This window comes from Candidatus Accumulibacter phosphatis (assembly GCF_000024165.1).
In the GTDB taxonomy this organism is placed as follows: Bacteria; Pseudomonadota; Gammaproteobacteria; order Burkholderiales; family Rhodocyclaceae; genus Accumulibacter; species Accumulibacter phosphatis.
This window is the reverse complement of sequence record NC_013194.1, coordinates 5,014,091-5,040,552: the sequence shown is the minus strand read 5'-3', so window position 1 is coordinate 5,040,552 and position 26,462 is coordinate 5,014,091. Positions and strand designations below refer to the sequence as shown.

Sequence of the window (26,462 nt, the reverse complement as noted above, 5' to 3'; positions counted from 1 at the left end):
GAAGCAGCTTGCTCTGCGGCCCCTTTGCGCTGGGACCCGGCATCGCGCGCCGGGAAAAGCTCCCGGCGGCGCGACCAACAAGTGCCTCTGGTCCTAGATCTTGCCGACCAGATCGAGCGACGGAGCGAGCGTCGCGTCACCCGGCGTCCACTTGGCCGGGCAGACTTCGCCCGGGTGGCTGGCCACGTACTGAGCGGCCTGCACCTTGCGCAGCAATTCCTTGGCGTCGCGGCCGATGCCCAAGTCGTGGATCTCGCAGACCTTGATGACGCCTTCCGGGTTGATCACGAACGTGCCGCGCAGCGCCAGACCCTCTTCCTCGATCATCACATCGAAGTTGCGCGTGATGGTGCCGGTGGGGTCGCCGATCATCGGGTACTGGATCTTCTTGATGGTGTCGGAAGCATCGTGCCAGGCCTTGTGCGTGAAGTGGGTGTCGGTGGACACCGCGTAGACCTCGACGCCGATTTTCTGGAAGGACGCGTATTCATCCGCCAAGTCGCCCAGTTCGGTTGGGCAGACGAAGGTGAAGTCGGCCGGGTAGAAAACGACGACCGACCATTTGCCTTTCAGGTCGGCGTCGGATACGGGACCAAACTTGCCGTTGTGAAAAGCAGTGGCCTTGAACGGTTTGATTTCGGTGTTGATCAATGACATCTTGAGCTCTCCTTTGAGTTCGGTGAATAAAAGAAGCGACGGACGGATAGTAGTGGAGTCGCCAGAATTGTTCCAATTGATTCTCGTAATCCAAGTCATAGCCCTGAGCTATGCACCCCGAGCCGCCCGCGAAACCACTGTCGCCCGCCCCGTCAGGCTGCCGGGGAGGCGTGCCAGCTATCTTAGCGCGTGTCAGCCAAGCAGCGCCACCGCCTTGATCTGCACCCATACCTGCTGCCCTGGTGCCAGTTCGAGGCGATTGGCGGAGTGTCTGGTCAGGCGCGCCAGTAAGCGCGTACCGCCCACCTGGAGTTGCAGCAGCGCCAGTGCCGGATGGTCCTCGGCGGCATGTGTGATGATCGTTGCCGGCAGGAGGTTCATGATGCTGACGTCGTCGTGGCGGTGGCGCGCAATACTCACGTCGCGAGCCAGGATGCGCAGACGAACCGTCCGGCCAACGCCGGCGCCACCGTCGCGCACCCAGATCTCGCCGCCGGCGAAGCCGATGCGCGCGAGATGCCATTCGGCGTTGCGCTCGAGCACCTGGCCGGAGAAGACCACGCCGACGTCTTCTCCGAGACGCAGCGGCAGGTCGACACGCGCCAGCGTTTCGGTCAGCGGGCCCTGGGCGACGGCGCGGCCGTCCTCCATCAGGACGATGTGGTCGGCCAGCCGCGCCACCTCATCGGGCGAATGGCTGACGTAGAGGACGGGAATGGCCAGCTCGTCGTGCAGTCGCTCGAGATAAGGCAGGATCTCCTGCTTGCGCGCCTGATCGAGCGCTGCCAGCGGCTCGTCCATCAGCAGCAGGCGCGGGCTGGTGGCGAGCGCACGGGCAATCGCCACGCGCTGGCGCTCGCCACCCGAGAGGCGCTCGGGCCGCCGTTCGAGCAGATGGGCGATACCGAGCAGCTCGACCACCTGCGCCAGCGAAACGCGCCGCTCGCTCTCGGCGATGCGGCGCCGCCCGAAGTCGAGATTGGCGGCGACGCTCAAGTGCGGGAACAGGCGTGCCTCCTGGAAGACGTAGCCGAGTGCGCGTTGGTGGACCGGTCGTCGGTAGCTGCCGTCCTGCCAGGTTTCGCCACTGACGATCAGCGAGCCGTCGAGCGTCTGTTCCAGCCCGGCGATGCAGCGCAGCAGCGTCGTCTTGCCGGAGCCCGAGCGGCCGAACACGGCTGTCACGCCGCCGGCCGGCAGGTCGACATCGATGTCGAGCGTGAAGGCCGGGTAGGGCAGGCGGAAGCGGGCGTGGATGCTCACCGCCGGCGCCCCGGCCGGAACAGGTTGAGCAGCAGCAGGGCGATGAAGGCAAAGGCGAGCATGCCGCCGGCGAGCCGGTGGGCCGCGTCGTGGTCGAGCGCTTCGACGTGGTTGTAGATGATCATGGAGAGAACCTGCGTTTCGCCCGGGATGTTGCCGCCGATCATCAGGACGACGCCGAACTCGCCCACCGTATGGGCAAAGCCAAGGACGGCCGCGGTCATGAATCCCGGCCAGGCAAGCGGCACGACTACGGCGAAGAAGCTATCCCAGGGACCGGCGCGCAGCGTCGCGGCGGCTTCCAGGGGATGCTCGCCGATGGCCTCGAAAGCCTGCTGCAGCGGCTGGACGACGAAAGGCATCGAGTAGATCACCGAGGCGACGACGAGGCCAGCGAAGGTGAACGGCAGGGACGGCAACCCGCTTGCCTGGAGCAGCCGTCCCAGCGGGCCGTCCGGTCCGAGCAGCACCAGCAGATAGAAGCCGAGGACCGTCGGCGGCAGCACCAGCGGCAGCGTCACGAGCGTGGCGAGCGCCTCCTTTGCCCAATGCCGGGTGCGTGCCAGCCACCAGGCGATCGGTGTGCCGACCAGCAGCAGGACGGTCGTCGTCGTCGCCGCGAGCTTCAGCGTCAGCCAGACGGCGGCGAGGTCGGCCGGGCTCATCTCAGAGCCCGTAGCCGTAGGACCTGATGATTGCGCGTGCCTTGTCGCCGCGCAGATACTTCAGCAGAGCTTCGGCAGCCGGCTTGCCTCTGGCCCTGGCGAGCAGCACGGCATCCTGGCGGAGTGGTGAGTAGAACTCCTGCGGCACGATCCAGCCCGAACCCTCGGTGATGCGGCCGTCCTGATACACCTGCGAGAGCGCCAGGAAACCCAGTTCGGCGTTGCCGGAGGCGACGAACTGATAGGCCTGGGTATTGTTGGCGGCCGTCACGAACCGCGGCTGCAGTGTCTCGAGCAGACCCAGCGCTTTCAGCACCTGCAGGCTGGCTGCTCCGTAGGGCGCGAGCCTGGGATCGGCCAGCGCCAGGTGGCTGAACGCCTTCGTCCGCAGCACCTCGCCCCGGTCGTCGACGAAGCCCGGCGTGCGGCTCCACAGCACGAGTTTGCCGATGGCGTAGGTGAAGCGGCTGCCGGCAACACCCGCGCCCTCCTTTTCCAGGCGTGCCGGCGTCTCGTCGTCGGCGGCGAGGAGGGCGTCGAAGGGCGCCCCTGCCTTGATCTGAGCGTAGAACATGCCGGTCGAACCGACGGAGGCAACGATCCGGTGGCCGCTCTCCTTCTCGAAGTCGACGCCGATCTTCCGCAGTGGTGCGGCAAAGTTCGCCGACACGGCGACCTTGATCTCCGCGGCCTGGGCCGCCGCCGTGCTCAGCAGGACAAGGGCCAGGACGCCAGCATGCAGCCGATTGGCGATGCGCTGCCGCGGACGGCCGCCGGCCTGGCGAGCTCTGCGTGACTCGCCGGACTCGCCGGACTCGGCGGCAGGATCGCTCACCAAGGCCAGCACCTCAGAAGGCGTAAGGCTGGTACAGCCATTCCTTGACGACCTCCACGTCACGATCGGACAGGTAGTTGAAGCCGGCATTGACGTCGTCGATGACGGCGCCGGCCAGCGCGTAGGGCGCGCTGCGGATGGTCAGCATGTGAAAGAACCAGGCCATCGGGTAGCCGACGGCCTTGTCGTAGCGGGCCATGGCCTGGTGCAATGCCAGCCCCTGCATACCGAAGGTGGCGGCGAATTTCGGGGCCGCGCCATTCAATGCGGCCACCGGGTTGGCATGCAGTACGGGCTGTCGGTAGCGGTCGAGGTGCTCGCGCACGACGATCACCCAGTGGTTGGAAAACTGCGTCGCCGCGCCAGCGCTGCTGGCTTCCCAGGCCTGGACGAAACGATGGATCGGCTGCGCTTCGGGCCTCTGGGCGCGCATGCGCGCGAGGAAGCCCGCCATCGGCGTCAGCCGGCGCAAGCGCAGGAAGGGCGTACCGATAGGCTCTCCGGCGGTACAGCAGGGGAGGTCTGCAGCGCGCGGATCGACCAGTTCCTCGATTCCCGATGGCAGATCTTCGGCCACGAACAGCGAATGACAAACGACTTCCTGCAGCTCTTCGATCTCGATCTGAACGAAGTCAGTGGCGCCAGCGCCAGTGGCGGCGACGAAATAATGCGTGCGACCGGTGAGACGCGTTGCCCGCAGTCCCCGCCCGGCGTGGTCTTCGCAGAGCGCGGCCATGTCGTCGTCGTGCGCCGCCAATTGTTCCTCGGCCCACGTTTCGAGGTTGTCCGAAAGGTGGGTGTTGTTCGCATCGACGACGCCGCCCAGGCGATACCAGCCGCCGCGCGAGAGGACCTGGCGAAACGTCAGCTCGGGCGCCAGCGCCGCCAGTTCTCTGGCCAGCACCGCCGGCCCGGCGCTGGCGGGAATGCGCACGCACAGTTCGGCGACCTGGCAAGACAGATGGTGCCAATGCGAGTCGCTAGTCGTCGCAGGCAGCAATCATGCCTCCCCGGCGGCGAGATCCGCCGCAAAGTGGGCCAGTGAGCCGGCTTCGACGCCCATGATGCGGGCCAGCCACGGCGGAGGATGGCGCAAGGCCTGCTGCAACTGGGCGAGCGCCTGCGGCGCTTCGCCGCCCGAGTCCCCCCGGTTGGTGACCTTGACCGGATGCACGCCGGCGCGCACGACCTTGGCCGTCGCCGGGCCGCCGATCGACTGCACGTAGACGATCTGGCAATCGTTGATCAGCGCCGCGCGGGCGACGTTGCGATCCTCGGCGTGGTCGGCGGCAAGCGTCGGCCGCACGTCGATCAGCCGCACCTCGTCCGGCGACACCTGATAGACGAGGAAGCGCTCGCAGGAGCCGAAGTGACCGTCGAGCAATTGCTCGCGGTTCGAGGCGCAGGCGACGCGGATCGAGCCCGGCATGTCGCCGTCGGTGTAGCTTGCCACCGGCGGCAGGTCGCGCTTGGCGATACCTTCACCCCAGAGCAGGCGGACCGCCTGCTTGAGCTGCTCGCGCGGCACAGCGCTTTCGATCACCTCGTCCCCCTGCAGCACGAGCTGCAAGTCCGCCACCGTGACGGTGGCGAGTTTGGCCTCGGTCAGCGGCAGCTCCAGCCGCCCGACCAGCGCCGAAACGAGTTCCCTGGCCGACACACTGCCCAGTTCGCGGGCGGCGAGGGCAACGCGTAGCGCCGCTTCGCGGGTAATCGACTGCGCCATCATGGCCTCCCCGGAGTCTAGATGAAGACGATGCAGGATTCGCCTGCCGGACAGGCATCGAGGCACTGCGGCGAATCGAACTCGCCTTCGCATTCGGTGCAGGTGTCGACGTTGATCTTGTACATGCCGGCCTTGCTGGTGATCGAACTGGTCGGGCAGACCGGCTTGCAGTCGCCGCAGGAGGTGCATTCAGCCTGGATGATTTTCATTGCCATGGTGTAACTCTCCGTTGCATGTCCTACTCCGCCGCATCCAGTCGCCTGGCGCGCAGCGAGATTGGGAAGCGTGCAGGCAGGGCCTGCGGTTCAATGTAATAGGTGCCGCCATTGTTGAGCCGGATCTCGCCGCCCCACTTGTCGGCGCTGTCGTACTCCATCGAGACGATGGCGTCCTCCAGATCGCGTTTCGGCAGGTAGAACGAGTAGGCACCGACAGCCGTCTTGCCGACCATGATGTTGGCCATTTGACCTCCCCTTGCAGTTGGCGACGGGAACGGCGAACGTCCCCGTCGCGCGGATTCAGCACACTCGGCGCACTGAGCGCGCTCAGCGCACCAGGTCGAAGTTGTAGTCGGTGGTGGCCATGCCCATCGTTTCTTCGTCCAGATGCTCGAGCACCGCATTGACCAGCGTGGTGACCACCTGCATCGCGCCCTCGTAGCCGAGCGTCGTCTGGCGATGCAGATGGTGACGGTCGAACAGCGGGAAGCCGATGCGGATCAGCGGCACTTCGAAGGCTTTGCCCTTGTGCAGGGTGTCGCGCTGGATGAACTTGCCGTAGCTGTTGCCGATCAGGAAGTCCGGCTTGTCGGTGAAGCACAAGGATCGCAGGTGCCACAGGTCGAGGCCGGTGTACGCTTTGGCGTTGCTGCCAAAGGGGCTTTCGGCGATCATCTTTTCCATCGCCTTCAGCCAGCGCTTGCTGCCGTTGTGACTGAGCACGTGTGTCGGCTCGGCGCCGCACTCGAAGAGGATCTTGACCATTCCCATGACAAAGTCGGGATCGCCGTAGAGGGCAAATTTCTTGCCGTGCAGCCAGGCGTGCGAATCGGACATCATGTCGACCAGGCGACCGCGCTCCCTGGCCAGGGATTCCGGAATCGGTTTGCCGGTCAGTTCCGAGACCTTCATGAGCAACTCGTCCGTCCAGTCGACGCCCATCGGGATGTTGAGCTTGGGCACCTCATGGTTCCACGTGTTCTCGAGCAGCTTCTTCGTCTTGTCGAGCTGGTAGGGCTGCAGCAGCAGGGTGCTGATCGCGTTCGGCGCATCCTTGATTTCCGCCTGCGTCGTACCACCAGCGTACATCCTGAACTCGCCGTCGGCGGGCGTGTCGAGCACCTCGGTCGGGTCCGAGAGCAGCGTGGCGTCGACGCCCATTTCCGCCATCATCCGCTTGATGACGCGGAAATTGCCCAGGTAGGTCTCGAAGCCGGGAACGAAGTTGAGCTTGCCGTTCTTGCCTGGCGCCTTGTCGGCCATGTGGTTCAGCGTGAACGAGCGCATGATGCCCTCGAACATGTTGTCCCAGCCGGTGACGTGCGAACCGACGAAGGACGGCGTGTGCGCAAAGGGCACCGGGAACTCGTCCGGCACGTGCCCTTCCTTCTTGGCGTTGTTGATGAAGGCATTCAGGTCGTCGCCGATCACCTCGGCCATGCAGGTCGTCGATACCGCGATCATTTCCGGCTTGTAGATCGCGCGCGCATTCTCGAGGCCGTCGAACATGTTCTTCTGGCCGCCGAATACCGCGGCGTCCTCGGTCATCGAATCCGAGACGCAGCAGATCGGCTCCTTGAAGTGGCGATTGAAATAGGTGCGGAAATACGAGACGCAGCCTTGCGAGCCATGCACGTAGGGCAGCGTCTTCTCGAAGCCTAGCGCACACAGCACGGCACCAAGCGGCTGGCAGGCCTTGGCGGGATCGACGGTCAGCGCCTCGCGCTTGAAGTTGAGATCCTGATATTCCTGGGTTGTCGTCCAGAGGAAAACCTCCTGCACCTTCTCCGGCGAATGGCGCTCTTCGAACAGTTCCTGTTTGTTCTTCAGCGACGCCTGGTAGTCGTCGTCGCCGAAAAGCGGAAAGCAGGGCTTGATATCATCTACAGCTTGCATCTTCATCTCCTTTGCCCGCGCCACCCATTTGTGGACGCGGACACAAGTTGAGGTAAATTTCTCTCAGGCGACCTTCTTCAGATCGCCTTCTTCGGTCGGCTCGAGAGCTTCCGGCTGCTTTTTCCACGGCGGCGTCTGCTTGCTCCAGCAGGGGTTGGAAATCGCCATGTCCATGTCGCGGGCGAAGATGGCAAAGCCGTCGTAACCGTGATACGGACCGGAGTAGTCCCAGGAGTGCATCTGGCGCAGCGGGATGCCCATCTTCTGGAAGACGTACTTTTCCTTGATACCGGAACCGACCAGATCGGGCTTCATCCGCTTGATGAACTCCTCCAGTTCGAAGCCGGTCGCGTCGTCGTAGAGCAGCGTGGCGTTGCCCATTTCCTTGATCGTGCGGTCGTAGTCGTCGTTGTGCGCGAACTCGTAGCCGGTGCCGATCACCTGCATGCCGAGATCCTCGTAGGCGCCGATGACGTGCCGCGGGCGCAGGCCGCCGACGTAGAGCATCACCGTCTTGCCCTGCAGGCGCGGCTTGTACTTGGCGATCACCGCTTCCATCATCGGCTGGTACTTGGCGATCACGCGCTCGGCGCCTTCCTTGATGTGGTCGTCGAACTGCGCGGCAATCGCGCGCAACGACTCGGCAATCTTGGTCGGGCCGAAGAAGTTGTATTCCAGCCAGGGAATGCCGTACTTCTCCTCCATGTGGCGGCTGATGTAGTTCATCGAGCGGTAGCAGTGCAGGAGGTTGAGCTTGACCTTCGGCGTCTTTTCGATCTCCGCCAGGGTGCCGTCACCGGACCACTGCGAGACCACCCGCAGGCCCATCTCCTCGAGCAGGATGCGCGATGCCCAGGCATCGCCGCCGATGTTGTAGTCACCGATGATCGAAACGTCGTAGGGCGTGGCTTCGAAGGCCTGACCGTCGCGCTTGTCGAGGACCCAGTCGCGGATCGAATCGTTGGCGATGTGATGCCCGAGCGACTGCGAAACGCCCCGGAAGCCTTCGCAGCGCACCGGCACGATCGGCTTGTCCATCTCCTTGGCGCCCTTCTTGGCAACCGCCTCGATGTCGTCGCCGATCAGCCCGATCGGGCACTCCGACTGCACGGAAATCCCCTTGTGCAGCGGAAACAGCATCTCGATCTCGGCGATCAGCTTGGCCAGCTTCTTGTCGCCGCCGAAGACGATGTCCTTCTCCTGGAAGTCGGAGGTGAAGTTCATGGTCCCGAAGGTGTCCACGCCGGTGGTGCCGACGTAATAGTTGCGGCGACCGGCGCGCGAGTACTGGCCGCAGCCGATCGGGCCGTGCGAGACGTGGATCATGTCCTTGATCGGACCCCACACCACCCCCTTGGAACCGGCGTAGGCACAGCCGCGGACGGTCATCACGCCGGGCAGGGACTTGCGGTTGGAAGTGATGCACTTCTTCGATTGTTCGACCGACTGGTCGTTGGCCGCCAAGTGCTTGGCGCGGTCCTTCCGGGCCTTCTCGGGATACACCTCGAGCACTTCCTGAATCAGGGCCTCGGTTTCTTCACGTGTCAATTCAGACATCCTGCTTCTCCTTCTTGGATGCCGGCACTCATGTGTGCGCGGCAGCCGCGGGTTGAGACGGTATGGCGCAGTCGAGGCGCCTCAGGCAGCAGCGAGCGCTTCGGCGGTTTCGGCCGCGAGTTGGGCGGCGGTCTTGCCGATGATCGACTCGTCGTCGGCTTCCAGGATGCCGAACTCCATCAACAGCTCCTCGAGTTCGTCCATGGTCACCGGCGTCGGGATCACGAAGTTCTTGTTGTCGACGATCTTCTTCGCCAGGGTGCGGTACTCGTCGGCCTGCGCCGCCGTCGGGTCGTACTCGATCACCGTCATGCGGCGGATCTCGGCGTGCTGGACGATGTTGTGACGCGGGATGAAATGGATCATCTGGGTGCCCAGCTTGGCCGCCAGCGCCATGATCAGCTCGTCCTCGCGGTCGGTGTTGCGGCTGTTGCAGATCAGCCCGGCGAGGCGCACACCGCCGGAGTTGGCGTATTTCACGATGCCCTTGGCGATATTGTTGGCGGCGTACATGGCCATCATCTCGCCCGAGCAGACGATGTAGATTTCCTGCGCCTTGTTCTCGCGGATCGGCATCGCGAAGCCACCGCAGACGACGTCGCCGAGTACGTCATAGAAAACGAACTCGAGGTCCTCGTCATAGGCGCCCTCTTCTTCGAGGAAGTTGATGGCGGTAATGACGCCGCGACCGGCACAGCCGACACCGGGCTCCGGGCCACCCGACTCGACGCACTTGATGCCACCGTAACCGACCGACATCACATCCTCGAGTTCGAGGTCCTCGACCGAACCGGCTTCGGCGGCGAGACCCATCACCGAGTTCTGCGCCTTGCTGTGCAGGATCAGTCGCGTCGAATCGGCTTTCGGGTCGCAGCCGACGATCATCACCTTCTTGCCGATTTCCGCCAAAGCGGCGACGAGGTTCTGGGTGGTGGTAGACTTGCCGATACCGCCCTTGCCGTAGATGGCGGCCTGACGAAGTTTTGCCATGATGCAATCTCCTGGTTGAAGTCCTGCGTTGAAATCATCTGAAGCAAGGAAGAATCCCGCGCTCCTGACAGGGCTTGTGCACAGAGCGTGCCAGTTCCCGGCGAAGCCGCTGAAACCCTGACGTGGCAAGCCTTTCACCGATTCCGGCGAAGGCCGAAGAAACGCCGATGTCCGACATTCCGGCGAGCGTTTGTCGCGCTCCCGACAAGGAGGGCGAGATCTTTTCGACGCTGCCGCGTCTGGCCCGCTTGCCGATCAACCGCTGCAACCTGCCGGCCGACATCCTCGGTGGCCTGACCTATCAACGGCACCCGACGCCCTTGCAGATCGACGGCGTGGCCGATCTGCACAAACCCTTGTGGGCCCTGCTGGACGACATTCCCGGTGCCGGCGAGCGCGCCGAGCGTTTTGCGGGTTACATGGAGAACCACTTTCGCCTGCGGCAACCCGAGGATGCCGGCCTCGTCACGGGCCAGTCCGGCGCGCGCGCCAAGGCCAGTTACCTGCGCGTGGTGCGCGGCTGGGCGTTCGACAGCGAGAGCCGGGAGGCTGCGGTGTTGAAGGGCTGGGTCGAGTCGCGCTTCGGGCTCAGTCCGCGCCACCATGGGGAACCGCTGCGCGAACCCGGCAGCGCCGCCTGGCAGCGCTATGTGGAAATCCGCGCGCAAGGCCTGCGCGGCACCAATGCCCTGGAGTCCCAACTCGACCTGCTCTACGCCTACACCCAGTACGAACTGGCCCGGCAGTTTCCGCAACGCACGCATCTGCGTCTGTATCGGGGTGTGAATCGTCTCGCCGAGCACGAAACCGTGCAGGACAACAGGCAGGGGGAGAAGGTGCTGCTGCTCAACAACATCAATTCCTTCTCCCGCTCGCGCGAGCGCGCCGGAGAATTCGGTGACGATCTGCTGGCCGTCGATGTGCCGCTGCCGAAACTGGCTTTCTTCAGCCGCTTGCTGCCGGGCATGCTGCGTGGTGAGGACGAGTATGTGGTGATCGGCGGCCTGTATCGGGTGCGGCTGGCGCGCTTCTAGCGGAGCCGCTTGCTGTCAGTTCAGGCTGTACGTACCGACGACCGGCTTTGAGCGAACGCCATGTGCGGAGGCCGCAAAGGGCTGCCATCGCAGCAGCCGTGCTGTACTATCTTCCTCAAGCAACTCACGACGGGGTACCGTCGTTGGCGGCAAGATTGTCGTCGAAGGGGACTCCTTGACCGAAAGTCCGTCGGGCTGTCGATTGGACTTCGGCCAATTGTCTGGAGTGGCAAACCATGAACAAAATGGAAAAAATTGTCGAGGAAGTGCAGACGCGGCCTGAGACGGACGCGCGCGAAGTGCTGGATTTTGTCGGCTACCTCAAGGCCAGGCGCGCGCAGGCAGTGGCGGCAACTGCGGACAGGAGCGAATTCGACCAGTTCGGCGCGGTGTTTGATGGCAAGTTCAACCGTGATCAGTGCTATGACCGCGAAGTGCTTCGCTGATACGAACGTCGTCCTGTGTGTTATTGGGAAGAACAGCCGCAAGGCGGAGATCGCGCGCGGCATCCTGGCGGCGTGTCCGGTGGTCAGTGCGCAGGTCATCAATTAGGCCATCAATGTCTGCCTGCGGAAGCTCAGGTTTGATCGGACGAAGGCTTATGCCTTTGCGGATACTGTGATGAAGCTCACTGATGTGCTGCCCGTTGATGAAACCACGGTCCGCAGGAGCGCAGAGCTGGCCATCTGTTAGCAGCTTGCCAATTGGGACGATTAGAACCTACACAATAATTATGCGAATCGACGGAACTCTCAAATCATGGAACGACGACCGAGGTTTTGGTTTTATCGAACCATCACTTGGCGGGCAGGAGATTTTCGTGCACATCAAGGCTTTTGAGACCCGTTTGGGTCGGCCTCAGATTGGCCAGCGCCTGACGTTCGAAATCGAGATGAACGCAGAAGGGAAAAAGCGAGCCAAACGCGTGCAACCCGTCCAAGTAGCTCGCTCTACCTCTCGCAAGCGTAATGACTCGCCTGCTCAATGGGGAACCGCAAGTTATTTCGCCATTGCTGCTTTTCTTCTTGTTTTCCTTGTTGTCGCCATACTATGGCGTGTCCCAAATTGGGTAGTGGGTTTGTACTTCGCTGCCAGTGTCGTATGCTTCATCACGTATGCAATTGACAAATCGGCAGCAATAGCTGGTCGCCGGCGAGTGCCGGAAAAGACGTTGATTCTTCTTGGCTTTGCCTGTGGTTGGCCTGGGGCCATCATTGCGCAGCAGGTCTTGCGCCATAAGTCGAACAAAGCGTCGTTTCGTTCTGCCTTCTGGGGGAGCGTGGTTCTGAACGTTGTCGGCTTTATAGCGCTAAGTTCTCCGCTCTTCTTACTGCTTCGTTCATGAGGACGAGTTCTAACGAGTACGTAAGACAAACGCGAAGAAGCGAAGAAAAAGAAACGGGTTCAGGTCTTTCCGTTTTCCTCGTTCCCGCGCGGCCTGACTGGAGGTGAAAGGAAAGACCTAACCCTCTTGGCGACAGGCAGCAGTCCCAGGCCTCCTCAACCGGGACGATATGCGACTCAATCTTGTTGCGCGCAACAGCGCGCTTCGCCATCTTGGCCGTCGAGTCGCTACGAGGCGGCTGGGCGTTCCCATGAAGCCGCGATGACGCCTATCGGTCAAGCGAACCGCCTGCAAGCTGCACTTGCAGGTTCCCTGCGCGCTTCGCGCTCCGGCGATCGGTTACCTCAAAGGCTAACCCGCAGCCAACTGCAGTGCGCACTCCGGGAAGGCCTGGAGCAGTTTCTTGTCCATCGTCACGAACCTCGTGTTGAGCTTCATCGCGAGCGCGACGAACTCGCAGTCGTAGGCCGAGCAATTGCTGTCGCGTACCAGTTCAAGTACCGCTTGTGAGTCCACATCGAACTCACTGCCAAGCAACAGGCTTTCGGCCTCGCTCTGGAGCTCCCAGGCCTGGTCGAAGGTAAGCGTCTTCCGCCTCATGTAGCCCGCCAAAATGTTCCGGAATTCACTCCGCCAGAGAACGGGCGCAGCCCACTCGGGATCCTTCTCGAACAACGCCTCAGCTGCGGCCGTGTGGGCGCCTGGCAAGTAGAGGTAGGCGAGCACATTGGTGTCCACCACGATCATGAGCGGCCTTCGCGCTTCATGGCATCAATGTCGTGGGCGCGAAACTTGGCCTGGGGCAGGGCTGCACGCAACTCGCGCGCGCGAGCCAAACGCTCTGTTGGCGTAAGCTTGCTCGGCAGCAGCACCGCCTCCAGACAGACAATCGCTTCACTGTTCATGCTGCGCCGGTGTGTTTCGGCCGAGAGCTTCAGTCGGTCGTACACAACGTCCGGAATGTTCTTCAACGTCAGGGTCGTGGGCATGCTCATCTCCAACCGAAGTGCAACCATTGTGGTGCCCTTCTGGCCCCACGTCAATTCACGGGCGTCCCTTGGTCAGCGCGTGCGGGGTGACCCTCCGTTCCAGCAGATGCCTTACGGGTACCGCTGAACTCAAACCTGCGCGCCGGGCATGGCGGCTTGCAGGCGCCGAACTGGGCGGCTCAGCGACACGAAAACGGAAAACGGGGTCAGGTTCTTCCTTTTTCCCGCGACCAAGCGAGAAGATGCAAAAGGAAGCAAGCATTGTCGCGCAGCCTCCTTGGAGGCAAGAGGAAAGACGTGGCCGAGCTCTTGGAGGTGAGTCCAATTTGGGTTCCCGACATTCTGTCCCGGCGTCGCTACCTCTGGGTGGCTACCGAGCCGCCTCGATGAGCTCGATGTCTTTGCTTTGCTGTAGGTCAACGGCAAAGGCCTGTCCACTACTACGCCACAGGAGCGCAACGAAGCGGACGGGATCGTGCGCGGCCACGACCCGCACCGCTTGCCGGAAGAGTCGGAACACCGGCCATCAGTGGAACGTCGCCGACCGAAATGCTCATGCCATTCCGCCGAGCGGGTCGATGCCGGCGAGCCTGCCGGGGCACGCACTTGCGGTAGGCTGGTCAGTCGGCGCCCTCAGCAATGGCGCGGATCAGAACTGACGATGACCTTGTCGCGAAACTGACATCCCGATTGCCGCAGGGAGCCGGCCAGGCCTTGGCGACTGGCTGGCGAGGCCGGCGCGCTTCTTGCGTGGACAGGGTCCACCCACGCGGAGTACGCACAATGCCGACAATCCCCCCCACCGACCTTCTTGATGACTGGCAGTCCGGCCTCGCCGACGGCAGCATCGTTCCCTACCTCGGGCCAGGCGTGCTGGCCGATGTGACCTCGCTGTCCGACGGTCGGGCGATTCCCGCGACCAGCGAGCAACTGATCCTGGCGATGAACGGCGGGCAGCCGATGGCGCCGAAGCTGATGTACGAGTTTCCTCGGGCGGCGATGAACGTCGAACTCAAGCGCGGCAGGAGTGCCGTAACGCGCTTCCTCGACAGCACTTACGGGGCGACGCGCTGGACGCGTGCGGCGGTGCACGCGTGGCTGGCGATGCTCCGGCCGCCCTACGTGATCGACATCAACCGCGATACGCAGTTGCTCGACTCCTATGCCGGGACGCCACACCTGCTGGTCCTCGGCTGCGCACGCCTCGGCGGCACCGACTATCGCTTCAAGCTGTACGTCTCGGACGGCAGCAGCTACCGCGCAATTGCGCCAGCGGAGGCCGACACGGCCCTGCCGGTGCTCTTCAAGCCGATGGGTGCGCCGCTGCCGGAGCCGAGCTACATCGCCTCGGACGCCGACTATGTCGATTTCATCACCGAGTTGATGGGTGGCTTCGCCGTGCCGTCATTCGTCAAGGCGCGTCGCCGCGGCAAGCGCTATCTCCTGCTTGGCATGCGCCTGAATCGCGATACCGAGCGCATGGTCCTCGCCGACCTGATCCATGATGCCGCGCTCGAACCGGCCGGCTGGGCGTTGATCGCCGAGCCGAACGACAAGGAGCGGCGTTTCTGCAAGCGCCTCGGCATCGAGATCGTCGAGGCCGAGGTGCTGGCGCTGCTGGCCGAAGCCGTACCGGGCTGAGTTGCCCGCCGATCCGGCAAGCGCCCTGTCAAGCGGTGAGCGGCAGCAGGGCGCGCGCCTGCGGACCACAGCAGCTGGCGACGCCGGGGTCGAGGGCCTTCAGCCAGCGTTTCGGAATGGCCTGCGGTCCGTACAGCGCACCGGCGAGCATGTTGGCGATGGCGCCGGTGGTATCGGCGTCGCCACCGCGATTGACGACATCGACCAGTTGCCCGAGCTGGCGCCGGAGACCAAGCTCAGGGCGCATCAGGAGAAGGCTAGCCTTCGGTGCACGGACGCGGTCGAACCTGTCGAAAGCGGCCTCCTCGAAGGCGCGCGTGATATCGATCGCGCTGCCGCGGTCGGGCTTCGGCAGGTCGTAGCCGTCCATGACGATGATGACGACGGGGCCGGAGATGCCGGGGAAGTCGGGGAGTTGTTGCCGCATGGGAAAGTCCTGTCGGAGCCCGCCAGAGTCGCAAGTGTCGGGAAAAGGCTCGACTTCTACCCTTCGTCGCCACTGCGCCCATCGCCCAGGCCCAGGCGCGCGCACTCGCCGGTTCGCGCGCGGATCACCCGCGGAACCGGCAGCAGCCTGCGACGTGCTCTCCGCCAATCGGGCATTCCCCGGCGATTCGCCGGTACGCGACAACCCGTCGACGCCACGGTCATTGCCCAGGTGCCGATGTTGGTACTATTATCTGCATGGTCAAAGGGCGCCGCCGAGCCCCAAGGAAGAACCTCCATGAAGCACGTCCATTACGCCTCCCTTCCCCATGCGCTGACACCGCGCGCGCGGGCCGAACGGCGCGCTGCCGATGGGGTATCGAAATCCCTCCTCTCCGGCCAAAGCGACGAGATCGAGTTCGCCGATGAATCCGAGGAGGAGAAACAATCCCCGGAACTCACCGCCGAGCGCTGGTTCATCCTCATCGTCGACGACGACCCCAGCGTTCACGAGGTAACCTTGCTCGCACTCGGAGGCGAGCGCATCCACGGGCGTCCTCTCGCACTGATCCACGCCTACTCGGCACGCCAGGCACGCGAGGTGCTCGCGGCATGCCCGGATATCGACCTGATCCTGCTCGATGTCGTGATGGAAACGGCCGATGCGGGCTTGGTGCTGGCGCGCGCGATCCGGCACGAACTCGGGCTGCAGCAGGTAAAGATCGTCATCCGCACCGGCCATCCGGGGCTCTTCAGCGAACAGGCGGTGCGCAACATCCCCGAAGTCGATGGCTATCTGACGAAGTCCGGCGTGCTGCGGTCGTTGCTGATCGACACCCTCACCGAGTTGCTTTCCCCTCGACCGGCGCACTGACGACGTCAACGCGGCGGGAGTCGACAAAATGGCACCGGCCGGCCGCGCTTTCGGAAAGTTCCGGCGACCGGTGCATGAACCCGGATCTGCCGTATTGCGGTCGTAGGCCGTGTCGGCGAAGCATCGCGCGGGACGACTGGAGGCGCGTTGGGCGTCATGAAGAAGGCCATCGAATACACGACATCTGACGGGGACGCCGCCGCGGGAAGCGGCCCGAGCGCCGCACGACGGCTCGCCCGGTTACGGGAGACCGGTAGCCGCGCGCTGAATCGCATCCGCCTCCTCGGCCTGGCGGCACTTCTGGCGACTTTCATGGCCGGGACCGACGACGCCAGTGCGGCCTCCGATGGCAAGGCCGTTCTGGTGCTGAGTTCCTACCACTGGGGGTTCGCGTGGACCAACGCCCAGGTCGATGGAATCACGGCGGTGCTCAAGGAGAGTCGCCTGCATCCCGAGATCTTCCTGGAGCACCTGGACGTCCTGCGACTGCCCGCGCCCTACGACGACCGTGGCTTCGCCGACTACCTCGGGCGCCGCTACCGGTCACAGCGTTTTGACCTGGTGATCACCACGGACGACGCGGCCCTGTCCTTTGCCGTCAGCCATCACGCATCGCTGTTCGCCGGCACGCCGGTCGTCTTCAGCGACGCAGCCGCCTTCGACGCGAACACGATCGCTCCCGGGATCCCGATCACCGGCGTGATGGAGCGGGTCGACATTCCCTCGACCGTGCAGGCAGCGCAGCGCTTGCGCCCCAGGGCCGCTCAAGTGATGGTGTATGCAAACCGTGCCGATTCCGGCTCGGGTTTCGACCATGCCCGTGACGCCCTCAGCACCCTGAAGACGAACATTCCGGTCCGGATCAACCACGACCTCAAACTCGAAGAGATCATCGCCAGCGCCGCCGCACTGTCGCCGGAAGACATCGTCTTCGTGCTGGCCTCGGCTCATGACGCCGCGGGCAAGTGGTACAGCCCGGCGGAAGTCATCGAGCGGGTCGGCGCCGCATCGCCGGCACCGCTGTTCGACATCACGAGCCATCGCGTCCAGAGCGGCCTGACCCTCGGCGGCAAGGTCGAGGATGGCACCGAGGTCGGTCGGTCCGCCGCGCAGATGGCAGTGCGCATCCTCAACGGCGAGGACGCACGGCGCATTCCGGTTCAGGAGGCGCCGGTCACCCATATCTACAACTACGGCCGAATGCAGCGCCACGGCATCAACGAGTCTGATCTTCCCGCAGGAAGCCTCGTGGTCGGCAAGCCACCCACGCTCTACGACCAGCATCGAAGCACCGTCTGGGCGACGGTGGCCGTGGTGCTCACCCTGAGCCTCGCCGTGCTCGTGCTGGTCAACAACATCCGGCTTCGCAAGCGCGCCGAAATGTCGTTGCGCGGCTCCAACGCACTGCTCAACGCGATCAGCCGCACGCAGGCCCTGTACATCGCCGGTGCAGATACCCACGACGTCTTCGAGCACATGCTGACCGCGCTGCTGGAAATGACCGACAGCGAATACGGCTTCATTGGCGAAGTGCTCCGCGACCAGGACGGCATGCCCTACCTGCGTACGCAGGCAATCACCAACATCGCCTGGAACGATGAAACACGAGCGTTCTTTGCGGCTCACGCGCCGCAGGGGATGGAGTTCCGCAACCTGACCACCCTCTTCGGCGCCGTGATGACCACGGCACAGCCGGTGATTGCCAACGATCCGTCCAGGGATTCGCGTGGACACGGCGTTCCGCCGGGGCATCCTCCGCTGAACGCGTTCATGGGACTGCCCTTCTTTCGCGGCGACGATCTGGTCGGAATGGTCGGCGTCGCCAATCGCAAGGGCGGCTACGGCGAGGACATCGTTGCGCTGCTCGAACCCTTCCTGAACAACTGCGCGAGTCTCACCGAGGCCGTGCGCGAGAACCGCAAGCGCCGGGACGCCGAAACGTCCCTGCGGAGCAACGAGGAGCGGCTGCGCCTCGCCCTGGTTGCGGGGAACCTCGGCTTCTACGACGTGGATCTCGGCACCGGCGAGGCCGTGGTCAGCGCCGAGTATGCCGGCATGCTGGGCTACACCCCCGACGAGCTCAAGCTCACCGCGGTGACCTGGCTCGAGCACGTGCACCCAGACGACCGGGAGCACGCCGGGCAGACCTTGCGCGAGTGCGTCGACGGCACGCGTACCGAGTACCGGCTGGAATACAGGCTGCAGAACAAGTCGGGCGAATGGGTTTGGATCCAGTCGGTCGGCAAGGTGGTGGCCCGCGACGAGCAGGGGCGGCCGCAGAGGCTGCTGGGTACGCACGCCGACATCACCGCCCGCAAGCAGTCGGAGGAGATGCTGGAGCTGACGATGCTCTCGGTGGAACACGCGTCGGACGCGATCTTCTGGATGGACCGGGACGGCGGCTTCGTCCATGCCAACGAACAGGCGTGCCGCTCGCTCGGCTACACTCGCGAAGAGCTGTTGCGGCTGCACCTGTGGGACGTCGCGCCGGAGGTCACCGAAGCGAACTGGCAGGAGTCGGCAGCCGGAGCCCAAATCACCGGGACGCCATCAACCGGGGCGCTGCACAGTGAAACGCATCACCGGCGCAAGGACGGCAGCACTTTTCCGGTCGACGTATCGGCAAGGTCGATCACCTTCGCCGGGCGCGTCTACGGCTTCGCTTTCGTGCGCGACGTTTCCGAGCGCCGGCGCGCGGAAGAAGCGGTGCGCCAGAGCGAGGAACGGCTGCGCCAGGCGATCCGTGTTTCCGGAATTGGCATCTTCGATCGCGATCACCGCGCGGACACGACCTACTGGTCGCCGGAGCTGCGCGAAATGTTCGGCTGGGGTGCCGATGAGCCGAAGACCGTCGATGCGTTCATCGAGATCATCCATCCGGACGACCGCGCGCAGGTCCTGGCCGCGATCCACCGCACGCATGACCCGAGCGGTGATGGACAGTACGAGACGGAATATCGCATCGCGCCCCGCGCCGGGGTCGTCCGCTGGGTGTTCGCGATGGGGCAAACGACTTTCGATGGCGAGGGCGAATCGCGTCGACCGTTGCGCACGGTCGGGGCGACCCTCGATTTCACCGTCCGCAAGCTTGCCGAAGAGGCGCTTCGACAGGCGAACGAGGAACTCGACGAGCGCGTCAGGCTTCGTACCGAGGAACTCGCCGCCTCCAACGTGCAGTTGCGGGAGACCCTGCAAACCTTGCGTCGCGCCCAGGAAGAACTGATCCGCAGCGAGAAGCTCGCCTCGTTGGGTTCTTTGGTGGCCGGCGTGGCGCACGAGCTGGGCACGCCGCTCGGCAACAGCCTGATGGTGGCTACCACACTGACCGACAAAACGCGCGAATTCTCGGCGCTGGCGGAGGGGAAAAGCCTGTCGCGCGCGGCGCTGAGGGACTACGTTGCCGTGACGACGCAGGCCACCCAGCTACTGGCGCGCAGCCTGCTGCAGGCGAACGACCTGCTCACCCACTTCAAGCAGGTCGCCGTCGACCAGACCAGTGCACACCGCCGGCAGTTCGACCTGGCGGCGACGGTCGACGAAATCGTGGCTACGCTGCAGCCGCTGTACAAGAAGACTCCGCATCGCATCCGGCTCAATATTCCGGCGGGTATCGCCATGGACAGCTTCCCCGGCCCCTTGGGCCAGGTCATCACCAACCTGGCGAACAATGCACTCGTGCATGGCTTCGAACATGCCGAAGCCGGCGTGCTCGAGATCGTGGTGAGCGAGCCAGGAAACGGGCGCCTTACCCTGAGTTTCCGCGACAACGGCTGCGGGATCCCGGCCGAGCTCCTGCCACGCATCTTCGATCCGTTCTACACGACCCGCCTGGGCCAGGGCGGCAGCGGCCTCGGTCTGCACATCGTCTACAGCATCGTCACCCGGGTGCTTGGCGGGCGCATCGAGGCGCAGAGCGTTCCCGGCAAGGGAAGCACCTTCGCACTCGAGCTGCCGCTGCAAGCTCCCGATGCGCAGCCCACAGCAGCCGCCTGGGGCGCGGTGGCGCCAGCGAAGTAGCCTTCCCTCGGCGCCGCGTGCGGGCTCGAACCCTGCGCGGAGTTCCTGCGACTACGTCAAGTCGAACGCCAAGGAGCGGCGTTTCGGCAAGCGCCTCAGCATCGAGAAGTGAGAGAACGGGGTCAAGTGCTTCCCGACGGGTAACGGACGTCCGCTGATGGTGCCGATTCAGTGCCTGCGGGCTGACATCGCACAGGTCTTTCACCGGTCGCACAGGCACAGGCGCCACTCGCCAGACCACCGCAACTTCCACGCGGTGGCGGACGGCCGAAGAGCATACCGAGTGACAGCCCGAGTCCGGCCAGCACAATGACGGCCAGCGTCGCGGCCATGATCGGCCAGAAGGTATTCAGAAGCGTCATGTCGCTCCTTTGTGGCGCTGTTCAGCCACCGAAATCGTCGAGCAGGATGCTTTCGCGTGCGACGCCGAGATCGGTCAGCATCTTTATCACCGCACTGTTCATCATCGGTGGACCACAAAGGTAGTACTCGCAGTCCTCCGGCGCAGGATGGTCGTTCAGGTAGTCGTCGAGCAACACCTGATGGATGAAGCCAGTGCGGCCCCGCCAATGGTCAGTCGGCAGCGGATCGGATAGCGCCAGGTGCCAAGTGAAATTGCTATTGTCGCGGCTCAATTGCTCGAATTCCTCGACGTAGAATGCTTCGCGCAGCGACCGTGCGCCATACCAGAACCCGATTCGGCGCTTGCTCGCTCGGCGCTTCAACAGGTCGAAGATGTGCGACCGTAACGGCGCCATGCCGGCACCACCGCCGATGTAGATCATCTCGGCGTCGGTCTCGCGGGCGTGGAATTCGCCGAAGGGGCCGTAGAGCGTCACCATGTCGCCCGGTTTGCGGCCGAACACCCAGGAAGACATCTTGCCCGGCGGAATGTCGTCGCTGCCGGGCGGTGGCGTCGCGATACGGATGTTGAATTTGATGAGCCCCTTCTCATCCGGGTAGCTGGCCATCGAATAGGCGCGGATCGTCGATTCGCCTACGCGAGAAACGTAGCGCCAGAGATTCAGGCGATCCCAGTCCTCGCGGTATTCCGGGGCGACATCGATGTCGGCGTAACGTTGTTCGTGCGCAGGGCATTCCAGCTGCATGTAGCTGCCGGCGCGAAAGCTCACTGCCTCGCCGTCGGGCATGGCCAGGGTCAGTTCCTTGATGAAGGTGGCTACGTTGTCGTTGGCGACCACCCGACAGTCCCATCGCTGAACACCGAAGACCGACTCCGGAACGCGGATTCTCATATCCTGGCGAACGGGCAACTGGCACGAGAGACGCCAGCCCTCGCGTTCCTGCCGACGAGTGAAATGCCCGCGCTCGGTCGGTGTCATGTCGCCCCCACCGGCCTCGATCAGGCATTTGCACTGGGCACAGGTGCCACCACCACCACAGGCCGACGAGAGGAAAAGATTCTGGCTGGCCAGCGTCTGCAACAGCTTGCCGCCGACCGGGACCAGCAACGTACGCTGACCATTGATTTCCAGCCGCACGTCGCCGCTGGGGACCAGTCGCTGCCGTGCCAGCAGGATGACCGCCACCAGAAGGAGCACGGTACCGGTGAAGACGGTGATGGCCAGCATGATTTCGGCAAGCATGGAGGACAGTCCTCAGAGCTTGATGCCGGCAAAGGACATGAAGCCCAGCGACATCAAGCCAATGGTGATGAAGGTAATTCCAAGACCCGAGAGACCGGCAGGCGGATTGCTGTACTTGAGCTTTTCGCGAATACCGGCGAGCAGCGCGATGGCCAGCGCCCAGGAAAACCCCGATGCGAGTCCATAGACCGCGCTCTCGGCAAAATCGTAGTCACGCTCGACCATGAACAGCGTGCCGCCGAGGATCGCGCAATTGACGGTGATCAGCGGCAGGAAAACGCCGAGTGCGTTGTAGAGTGCCGGCACATAGCGGTCGAGCAGCATTTCCAGGATTTGTACCAATGCGGCAATGACGCCGATGTAGGTCAGCAGGCCGAGGAAGGCGAGATCGCTTTCGGGCAGGCCGGCCCAGGCCAGGGCACCTTCGCGGAGTACGTGCGTATAGATCAGGTTGTTGACCGGAACAGTGATCGTCTGGACGAGCATCACGGCGATCCCGAGTCCGATGGCCGTCTCGACCTTCTTCGAGATGGCTATGAAGGTGCACATGCCGAGAAAGAAGGCCAGCGCCATGTTTTCAACGAAAACCGCGCGGACAAAAAGCGCAAGTAGATGTTCCATCTCAGCAGACCCTGGAAGGGCTGTTCGGGAGGCTCATGGTTCTTGCTCGCGCACCTGCGGTGCCATCCGAAACGCTGGCGATTCGACCTGTTCTGGCTTCCAGCTGCGCAGAGCCCAGATGAACAGCCCGATCAGGAAAAAGGCTGAGGGTGGCAACAGGAGCAGGCCGTTCGGCAGATACCAGCCGCCGTCGGCGACGGTCGGCAGCACTCGGAAGCCGATGAGCGTGCCGCTGCCAAAGAGCTCGCGTGTAATACCCAGGGCAACGAGCAGCGCGCTGTAACCCAGTCCGTTGCCGATGCCATCCAGGAACGACGGCAATGGCGGGTTCTGCATGGCAAAGGCTTCGGCGCGGCCCATGACGATGCAGTTGGTGATGATCAGCCCGACGAAGACAGACAGCTGCTTGGCCAGATCGAAGGCGACCGCACGCAGTACCTGATCGACGACAATGACGAGCGAGGCAATGATGACTACCTGAACGATCATGCGGATCGACCCGGGGATGTGGTGACGTAGCAGCGAGATGAAGAGGTTCGAGAAGGCGGTCACCAGTGTCAGCGCCACGGACATGACGAGCGCCGTCTTGAGGTTCGCCGTCACCGCTAGCGCCGAGCAAATACCGAGGATCTGCAACGCGATAGGATTGTTGTCGAAGACCGGGGCGAAAAGTACGGCAAGCGCGCGCGGCTTTGCCGAAGTGCTGGTATTCACGATTCAAATCCCTCTTGTCGCAGACGTCTCAGATACGGCCCGTAGCCCTGCGGACCGAGCCAGAAGCGAATCATGTTGTTGACGCCATTGCTGGTCAGCGTTGCGCCGGCCAGCGCGTCGACGCGCCACCGCGAATCCTCGCTATCGCCACTGGCCTTGCCGACGCGCAGCCTCAGTTGCCCGTCGGTATCGAACAGGCGCTTGCCTGGCCAGAGAGCTTTCCAGCGCGGGTTGTCGACTTCTCCGCCCAAGCCCGGCGTTTCTGCGTGCTGATAGAAGCGCAATCCGAGGACCGTATCGAGGTCGGCGTCGACGGCGAGAAAGCCGTACAGGGTCGACCACAGGCCATAGCCGCGCACGGGCAGGATCAGCGCGTCGACGCGCTCGCCCGTCATCAGCTTATAGACCACCGCGTAGCGCTCGCGCCGCTGGATGCCGGCGATATCCTCACTGCGCGACAGCGCCCGTGAGAGAACTGGATCGGTGGCTGCGCGGGAACCCTCCCAGGTCAGAGGGTCGAACCTGTCGTGGCCTGGTGGGGAAGCGACGTAGGCGCCGGTGTCCAGATCGACGAGGTGCGGCGTTATACGTTCGCGAAAGCGCTCGGCGACCTCGGTAGCCGACAGCGCACGATCGTGCAGACCGACGATCGCCAGCAGGTGACGCTCGCGGTCGACGCGGCGATTTTCCAGCTGCATCGACTTCAAGCCCACTGCTGACCCGGCGACGACCATCGAACAGACCAGGCTGACCAGCAGCGCGATGCGCAGCACGGCGAGCGGCGTTTCCCTAAAGGCGGGCATCACGTTGCTCCCGGCGACGAATGTTGGCGCGCACGACGGCGTAGTCGATCAGCGGCGCACACACGTTGGCAAACAGGATGGCGAGCATGATTCCCTCGGGAAAGGCGGGATTGACAACCCGTATCAGGACCGCCATCACGCCGATCAGGGCACCGAAGGTCCACTTGCCGGCGTTGGTCATGGCTGCGGAAACCGGGTCCGTGGCCATGAAGAACATACCGAAAGCGAAGCCACCAATCACCAGATGCCAGTACCAGGGCATGGCGAACATCGGGTTGTTGGACGAGCCAATAAGGTTGAGCAGCGAACTCATCGCCACCATGCCCAGGAAGACGCCGAAAACGATGCGCCACGAGGCGACGCCGCTGGCGACGAGCAGGCCACCGCCAACGAGAATCAGCAGCGTGCTGGTTTCACCGATCGAACCGGGAATGACCCCGAGGAAGGCCGCCGACCAGCTGTAGCCAGCGGTAATGATGCCGTCGACACCCGACTGCGCGGCGATGGCCAATGGTGTGGCGCCGGTGTAACCATCGATCACCGTCCACACCGCGTCGCCGGACGACTGTGCCGGGTAGGCGAAGTAAAGAAAGGCGCGGCCGGTGAGCGCCGGATTGAGGAAGTTCTTGCCGGTACCGCCGAAGACCTCTTTGCCAATGACTACGCCAAAGCTGATGCCTAGCGCCACCTGCCAGAGAGGAATCGACGGCGGTAGCGTCAGCGCGAAGAGCACCGAGGTGACGAAGAAGCCCTCGTTGACCTCGTGCCGGCGGATGGTCGCGAAGAGCACCTCCCAGAAGCCGCCGACAATGAAAGTGACTGCGTAGATCGGGAGAAACCACGCCGCACCGTGGATCAGGTTGTCCCATGCCGACGACGGGTCGAAGCCGGCCATCACGCCGATCAGCGACAGCCGCCAACCGTCTTGCGCCGATAGCAGCGCTGGCTGTGCCGCCAGGGTCTGGTTGGCCTGGAAACCGATGTTCCACATACCGAAGAAGAGTGCCGGCAGTGTGCACGCCCAGGTCATGATCATGATGCGCTTGAGGTCGATGCCGTCGCGCACGTGGGCCGTGGTGCGCGTCACCGAAGCCGGCCGGTAGAAGAAGGTGTCGACGGCCTCGTAGAGCGCGTACCACTTTTCGTGGCGCGCGCCGGGCGCGACATGCGGTGCGATACGGTCGAGCAAATCGCGCAGTCGCATCCCTCAGCCCTCCTTGGCGATACGCGTCAGAACATCGCGCAGGATGGGGCCGTATTCATACTTGCCAGGGCAGACGTAGGTGCACAGGGCGAGGTCCTCTTCGTCGAGTTCCATGCAGCCGAGATGCTGTGCCATTTCGGTATCGCCGACGATCAGCGCGCGCAGCAGTTGCGTGGGCAGGATGTCCAGCGGCATGACCGCCTCGTAACTGCCGACCGGCACCATTGCTCGTGGACTGCCCTGGGTACTCGTGGTCAACGCCAGCGGGCGACGGCCGAACAAGCTGGAGGCGAAGACGCGCAGTGCCGAATGCTTGTTCACCCCGGCTCGCAGGTAGTGCATGAACTCGCGGTCGTCGCCCTCCGGCAGCACGCTGACCTGCAGATGCAGGCCGCCGAGGAAGGCAGTCTGCGCACTGACCGCGCGCCCACCGAGCAGTGAACCCGAGACGATGCGCTGGCGGCCGGGGTGGAGCGAGCCGGCCGTCAGCGCCAGCAGATCGGCGCCGGGCAGGGTGCGCAGCAGCCGTGGTGAAACGACTCCTGGTCCGGCCAGCGAGACGATTCGTTCGCACCACGGACGACCGCTGGCGAACAAGCGGCCAATGGCAATGCAGCTCTGATAATGCAGATGCCAGACCGTACGCGTAGCGCTTGCCGGATCGAGATAATGGATATGAGTTCCAGGCAGCCCTGCCGGATGTGGGCCAGCAAAGGCCGCGCAGTGCACGTTGGCGAGTCCGGCCGCGGCCTCGGCGGCTGGCGAAGGCGCGTCGCCCGTCACCGGGACGGCGACGAAAACCCGTGCCAGCCGCGACAAGGCGACGATGCCACGACGGAAATCGTCGGCATGCGCGGCAATAATCAATTGCGGATCGGCTGCCAGCGGGTGTGTGTCGATCGCCGTCACGAAGATGGAACGTGGCGTCGCGTCTGCCGCCGGCAGCAGGCTGTAGGGACGCGTCCGCAGAGCGGTCCATAGGCCCGAGGCCAACAACTGAGCGCGGACGACCGCCGGATCGAGCACGGCCAGTTCAGCGTCCTCGCGCGCCGGTCCCAACGCTGGACCGTCGCTTGCGCTGGCATTGGTCTCCAGCACCAAGGCCTGAAAAACCCGTTGTGCGCCGCGCCGGATCTCCGCTACGGTGGCCGCGCATGGAGCAGTGAACACCACTCCCGGGCGATCCTTGTCGGAGAACAACACCTGCCCGGCTTCTACCCGCTCACCCTCGCGAACTGCCAGGGCAGGTCGAAGGCCGTGACAATCGGCGCCAAGCAAAGCCACTGCAGGCGGAAAGCAAACAGCCTCAGGGATTTGCTGCGCTGGCTCGCCCGCGACTGGTATTTCCAGTCCCCGCCGAATTGTCGTGATCGGTTGGAG

26 protein-coding genes are annotated in these 26,462 nt (G+C 63.9%); 6 read left to right on the top strand and 20 right to left on the bottom strand.

Going from position 1 to position 26,462, the window contains the following annotated elements:
* Nucleotides 1–93: 93 nt before the first annotated feature.
* The 11 genes from ahpC to nifH form a co-directional block, all read right to left on the bottom strand.
* Nucleotides 94–657: an alkyl hydroperoxide reductase subunit C gene (gene ahpC, locus CAP2UW1_RS22130; protein WP_015768834.1), complete on the bottom strand. Its 564-nt coding sequence runs from the start codon at nt 655–657 to the stop codon at nt 94–96.
* A gap of 192 nt (nt 658–849) precedes the next feature.
* Nucleotides 850–1,920, bottom strand: coding sequence for a molybdenum ABC transporter ATP-binding protein (gene modC / locus CAP2UW1_RS22125; protein WP_015768833.1), 1,071 nt, complete (start codon nt 1,918–1,920; stop codon nt 850–852).
* Nucleotides 1,917–2,585 carry a molybdate ABC transporter permease subunit gene (modB, locus tag CAP2UW1_RS22120; RefSeq protein WP_015768832.1) on the bottom strand — a complete coding sequence of 223 codons (669 nt, stop codon included), beginning with the start codon at nt 2,583–2,585 and terminating at the stop codon, nt 1,917–1,919. The genes modC and modB overlap by 4 nt, the downstream gene beginning before the upstream one ends.
* 1 nt (nt 2,586) lies before the next feature.
* Nucleotides 2,587–3,339, bottom strand: a complete 753-nt coding sequence (gene modA, locus CAP2UW1_RS22115; protein WP_041568857.1) for a molybdate ABC transporter substrate-binding protein — start codon at nt 3,337–3,339, stop codon at nt 2,587–2,589.
* A gap of 94 nt (nt 3,340–3,433) precedes the next feature.
* Nucleotides 3,434–4,420 carry a hypothetical protein gene (locus CAP2UW1_RS25835; RefSeq protein ID WP_015768830.1) on the bottom strand — a complete coding sequence of 329 codons (987 nt, stop codon included), beginning with the start codon at nt 4,418–4,420 and terminating at the stop codon, nt 3,434–3,436.
* On the bottom strand, nt 4,421–5,149 hold the full coding sequence (locus tag CAP2UW1_RS22105) for a dinitrogenase iron-molybdenum cofactor biosynthesis protein (RefSeq protein WP_363319299.1): 729 nt from the start codon (nt 5,147–5,149) through the stop codon (nt 4,421–4,423).
* A gap of 14 nt (nt 5,150–5,163) precedes the next feature.
* A complete protein-coding gene (locus CAP2UW1_RS22100) occupies nt 5,164–5,361 on the bottom strand; it encodes a 4Fe-4S dicluster domain-containing protein (RefSeq protein WP_015768828.1) in 198 nt (65 codons plus the stop codon).
* A 23-nt stretch (nt 5,362–5,384) separates the two neighbouring features.
* Entirely contained in the window at nt 5,385–5,609 is a 225-nt protein-coding gene (nifT, locus tag CAP2UW1_RS22095) for a putative nitrogen fixation protein NifT (RefSeq protein WP_015768827.1), read from the bottom strand.
* A gap of 82 nt (nt 5,610–5,691) precedes the next feature.
* Nucleotides 5,692–7,260: a nitrogenase molybdenum-iron protein subunit beta gene (gene nifK / locus CAP2UW1_RS22090; protein WP_015768826.1), complete on the bottom strand. Its 1,569-nt coding sequence runs from the start codon at nt 7,258–7,260 to the stop codon at nt 5,692–5,694.
* Between the two features lie 63 nt (nt 7,261–7,323).
* Nucleotides 7,324–8,817 (bottom strand): nitrogenase molybdenum-iron protein alpha chain, encoded by a 1,494-nt coding sequence (gene nifD / locus CAP2UW1_RS22085; protein ID WP_015768825.1) that lies wholly within the window; start codon nt 8,815–8,817, stop codon nt 7,324–7,326.
* Between the two features lie 81 nt (nt 8,818–8,898).
* The gene (nifH, locus tag CAP2UW1_RS22080; RefSeq protein WP_015768824.1) at nt 8,899–9,807 is read right to left on the bottom strand and encodes a nitrogenase iron protein; all 909 of its coding nucleotides are present in this window, start codon (nt 9,805–9,807) and stop codon (nt 8,899–8,901) included.
* A gap of 167 nt (nt 9,808–9,974) precedes the next feature.
* On the opposite strand from nifH, the gene CAP2UW1_RS22075 reads away from it, so the two are divergent.
* From CAP2UW1_RS22075 to CAP2UW1_RS24885, 3 genes are all read left to right on the top strand, one after another.
* The gene (locus CAP2UW1_RS22075; RefSeq protein WP_015768823.1) at nt 9,975–10,841 is read left to right on the top strand and encodes an NAD(+)--dinitrogen-reductase ADP-D-ribosyltransferase; all 867 of its coding nucleotides are present in this window, start codon (nt 9,975–9,977) and stop codon (nt 10,839–10,841) included.
* 236 nt (nt 10,842–11,077) lie between these two features.
* Complete coding sequence (locus CAP2UW1_RS22070) at nt 11,078–11,287, top strand: hypothetical protein (protein WP_015768822.1); 210 nt, start codon at nt 11,078–11,080, stop codon at nt 11,285–11,287.
* Nucleotides 11,288–11,574: 287 nt separating this feature from the next.
* Complete coding sequence (locus tag CAP2UW1_RS24885) at nt 11,575–12,186, top strand: DUF1294 domain-containing protein (RefSeq protein ID WP_015768821.1); 612 nt, start codon at nt 11,575–11,577, stop codon at nt 12,184–12,186.
* A 351-nt stretch (nt 12,187–12,537) separates the two neighbouring features.
* Here CAP2UW1_RS24885 and CAP2UW1_RS22065 read toward each other — a convergent pair whose 3' ends face one another.
* The gene (locus CAP2UW1_RS22065) at nt 12,538–12,933 is read right to left on the bottom strand and encodes a type II toxin-antitoxin system VapC family toxin (protein WP_015768820.1); all 396 of its coding nucleotides are present in this window, start codon (nt 12,931–12,933) and stop codon (nt 12,538–12,540) included.
* Entirely contained in the window at nt 12,930–13,175 is a 246-nt protein-coding gene (locus CAP2UW1_RS22060; RefSeq protein ID WP_015768819.1) for a FitA-like ribbon-helix-helix domain-containing protein, read from the bottom strand. Before CAP2UW1_RS22060 ends, CAP2UW1_RS22065 begins: the two co-directional genes overlap by 4 nt.
* A 783-nt stretch (nt 13,176–13,958) precedes the next feature.
* Here CAP2UW1_RS22060 and CAP2UW1_RS22055 point away from each other — a divergent pair.
* Nucleotides 13,959–14,816 (top strand): SIR2 family protein, encoded by an 858-nt coding sequence (locus CAP2UW1_RS22055; protein WP_015768818.1) that lies wholly within the window; start codon nt 13,959–13,961, stop codon nt 14,814–14,816.
* Between the two features lie 28 nt (nt 14,817–14,844).
* Here CAP2UW1_RS22055 and CAP2UW1_RS26290 read toward each other — a convergent pair whose 3' ends face one another.
* Entirely contained in the window at nt 14,845–15,243 is a 399-nt protein-coding gene (locus CAP2UW1_RS26290; protein WP_041567963.1) for an ADP-ribosylglycohydrolase family protein, read from the bottom strand.
* Between the two features lie 297 nt (nt 15,244–15,540).
* Here CAP2UW1_RS26290 and CAP2UW1_RS22045 point away from each other — a divergent pair, with 297 nt between their 5' ends.
* A complete protein-coding gene (locus tag CAP2UW1_RS22045) occupies nt 15,541–16,116 on the top strand; it encodes a response regulator (RefSeq protein WP_015768817.1) in 576 nt (191 codons plus the stop codon).
* A 156-nt stretch (nt 16,117–16,272) separates the two neighbouring features.
* A complete protein-coding gene (locus tag CAP2UW1_RS24220) occupies nt 16,273–20,133 on the top strand; it encodes a PAS domain S-box protein (protein ID WP_049778627.1) in 3,861 nt (1,286 codons plus the stop codon).
* Nucleotides 20,134–20,516: 383 nt separating this feature from the next.
* Here CAP2UW1_RS24220 and nqrF read toward each other — a convergent pair whose 3' ends face one another.
* From nqrF to CAP2UW1_RS22010, 6 genes are read right to left on the bottom strand one after another with little or no spacing between them, the layout of a single operon-like run.
* A complete protein-coding gene (gene nqrF, locus CAP2UW1_RS22035; RefSeq protein WP_015768814.1) occupies nt 20,517–21,740 on the bottom strand; it encodes an NADH:ubiquinone reductase (Na(+)-transporting) subunit F in 1,224 nt (407 codons plus the stop codon).
* Between the two features lie 12 nt (nt 21,741–21,752).
* Nucleotides 21,753–22,361: an NADH:ubiquinone reductase (Na(+)-transporting) subunit E gene (nqrE, locus tag CAP2UW1_RS22030; RefSeq protein WP_015768813.1), complete on the bottom strand. Its 609-nt coding sequence runs from the start codon at nt 22,359–22,361 to the stop codon at nt 21,753–21,755.
* A gap of 33 nt (nt 22,362–22,394) precedes the next feature.
* Entirely contained in the window at nt 22,395–23,075 is a 681-nt protein-coding gene (locus CAP2UW1_RS22025; RefSeq protein ID WP_015768812.1) for an NADH:ubiquinone reductase (Na(+)-transporting) subunit D, read from the bottom strand.
* Nucleotides 23,072–23,878, bottom strand: a complete 807-nt coding sequence (locus CAP2UW1_RS22020; protein WP_015768811.1) for a Na(+)-translocating NADH-quinone reductase subunit C — start codon at nt 23,876–23,878, stop codon at nt 23,072–23,074. Before CAP2UW1_RS22020 ends, CAP2UW1_RS22025 begins: the two co-directional genes overlap by 4 nt.
* A complete protein-coding gene (locus CAP2UW1_RS22015) occupies nt 23,865–25,082 on the bottom strand; it encodes an NADH:ubiquinone reductase (Na(+)-transporting) subunit B (RefSeq protein WP_015768810.1) in 1,218 nt (405 codons plus the stop codon). The genes CAP2UW1_RS22020 and CAP2UW1_RS22015 overlap by 14 nt, the downstream gene beginning before the upstream one ends.
* 3 nt (nt 25,083–25,085) lie before the next feature.
* On the bottom strand, nt 25,086–26,453 hold the full coding sequence (locus tag CAP2UW1_RS22010; RefSeq protein ID WP_199931750.1) for a Na(+)-translocating NADH-quinone reductase subunit A: 1,368 nt from the start codon (nt 26,451–26,453) through the stop codon (nt 25,086–25,088).
* Between the last annotated feature and the right edge of the window lie 9 nt (nt 26,454–26,462).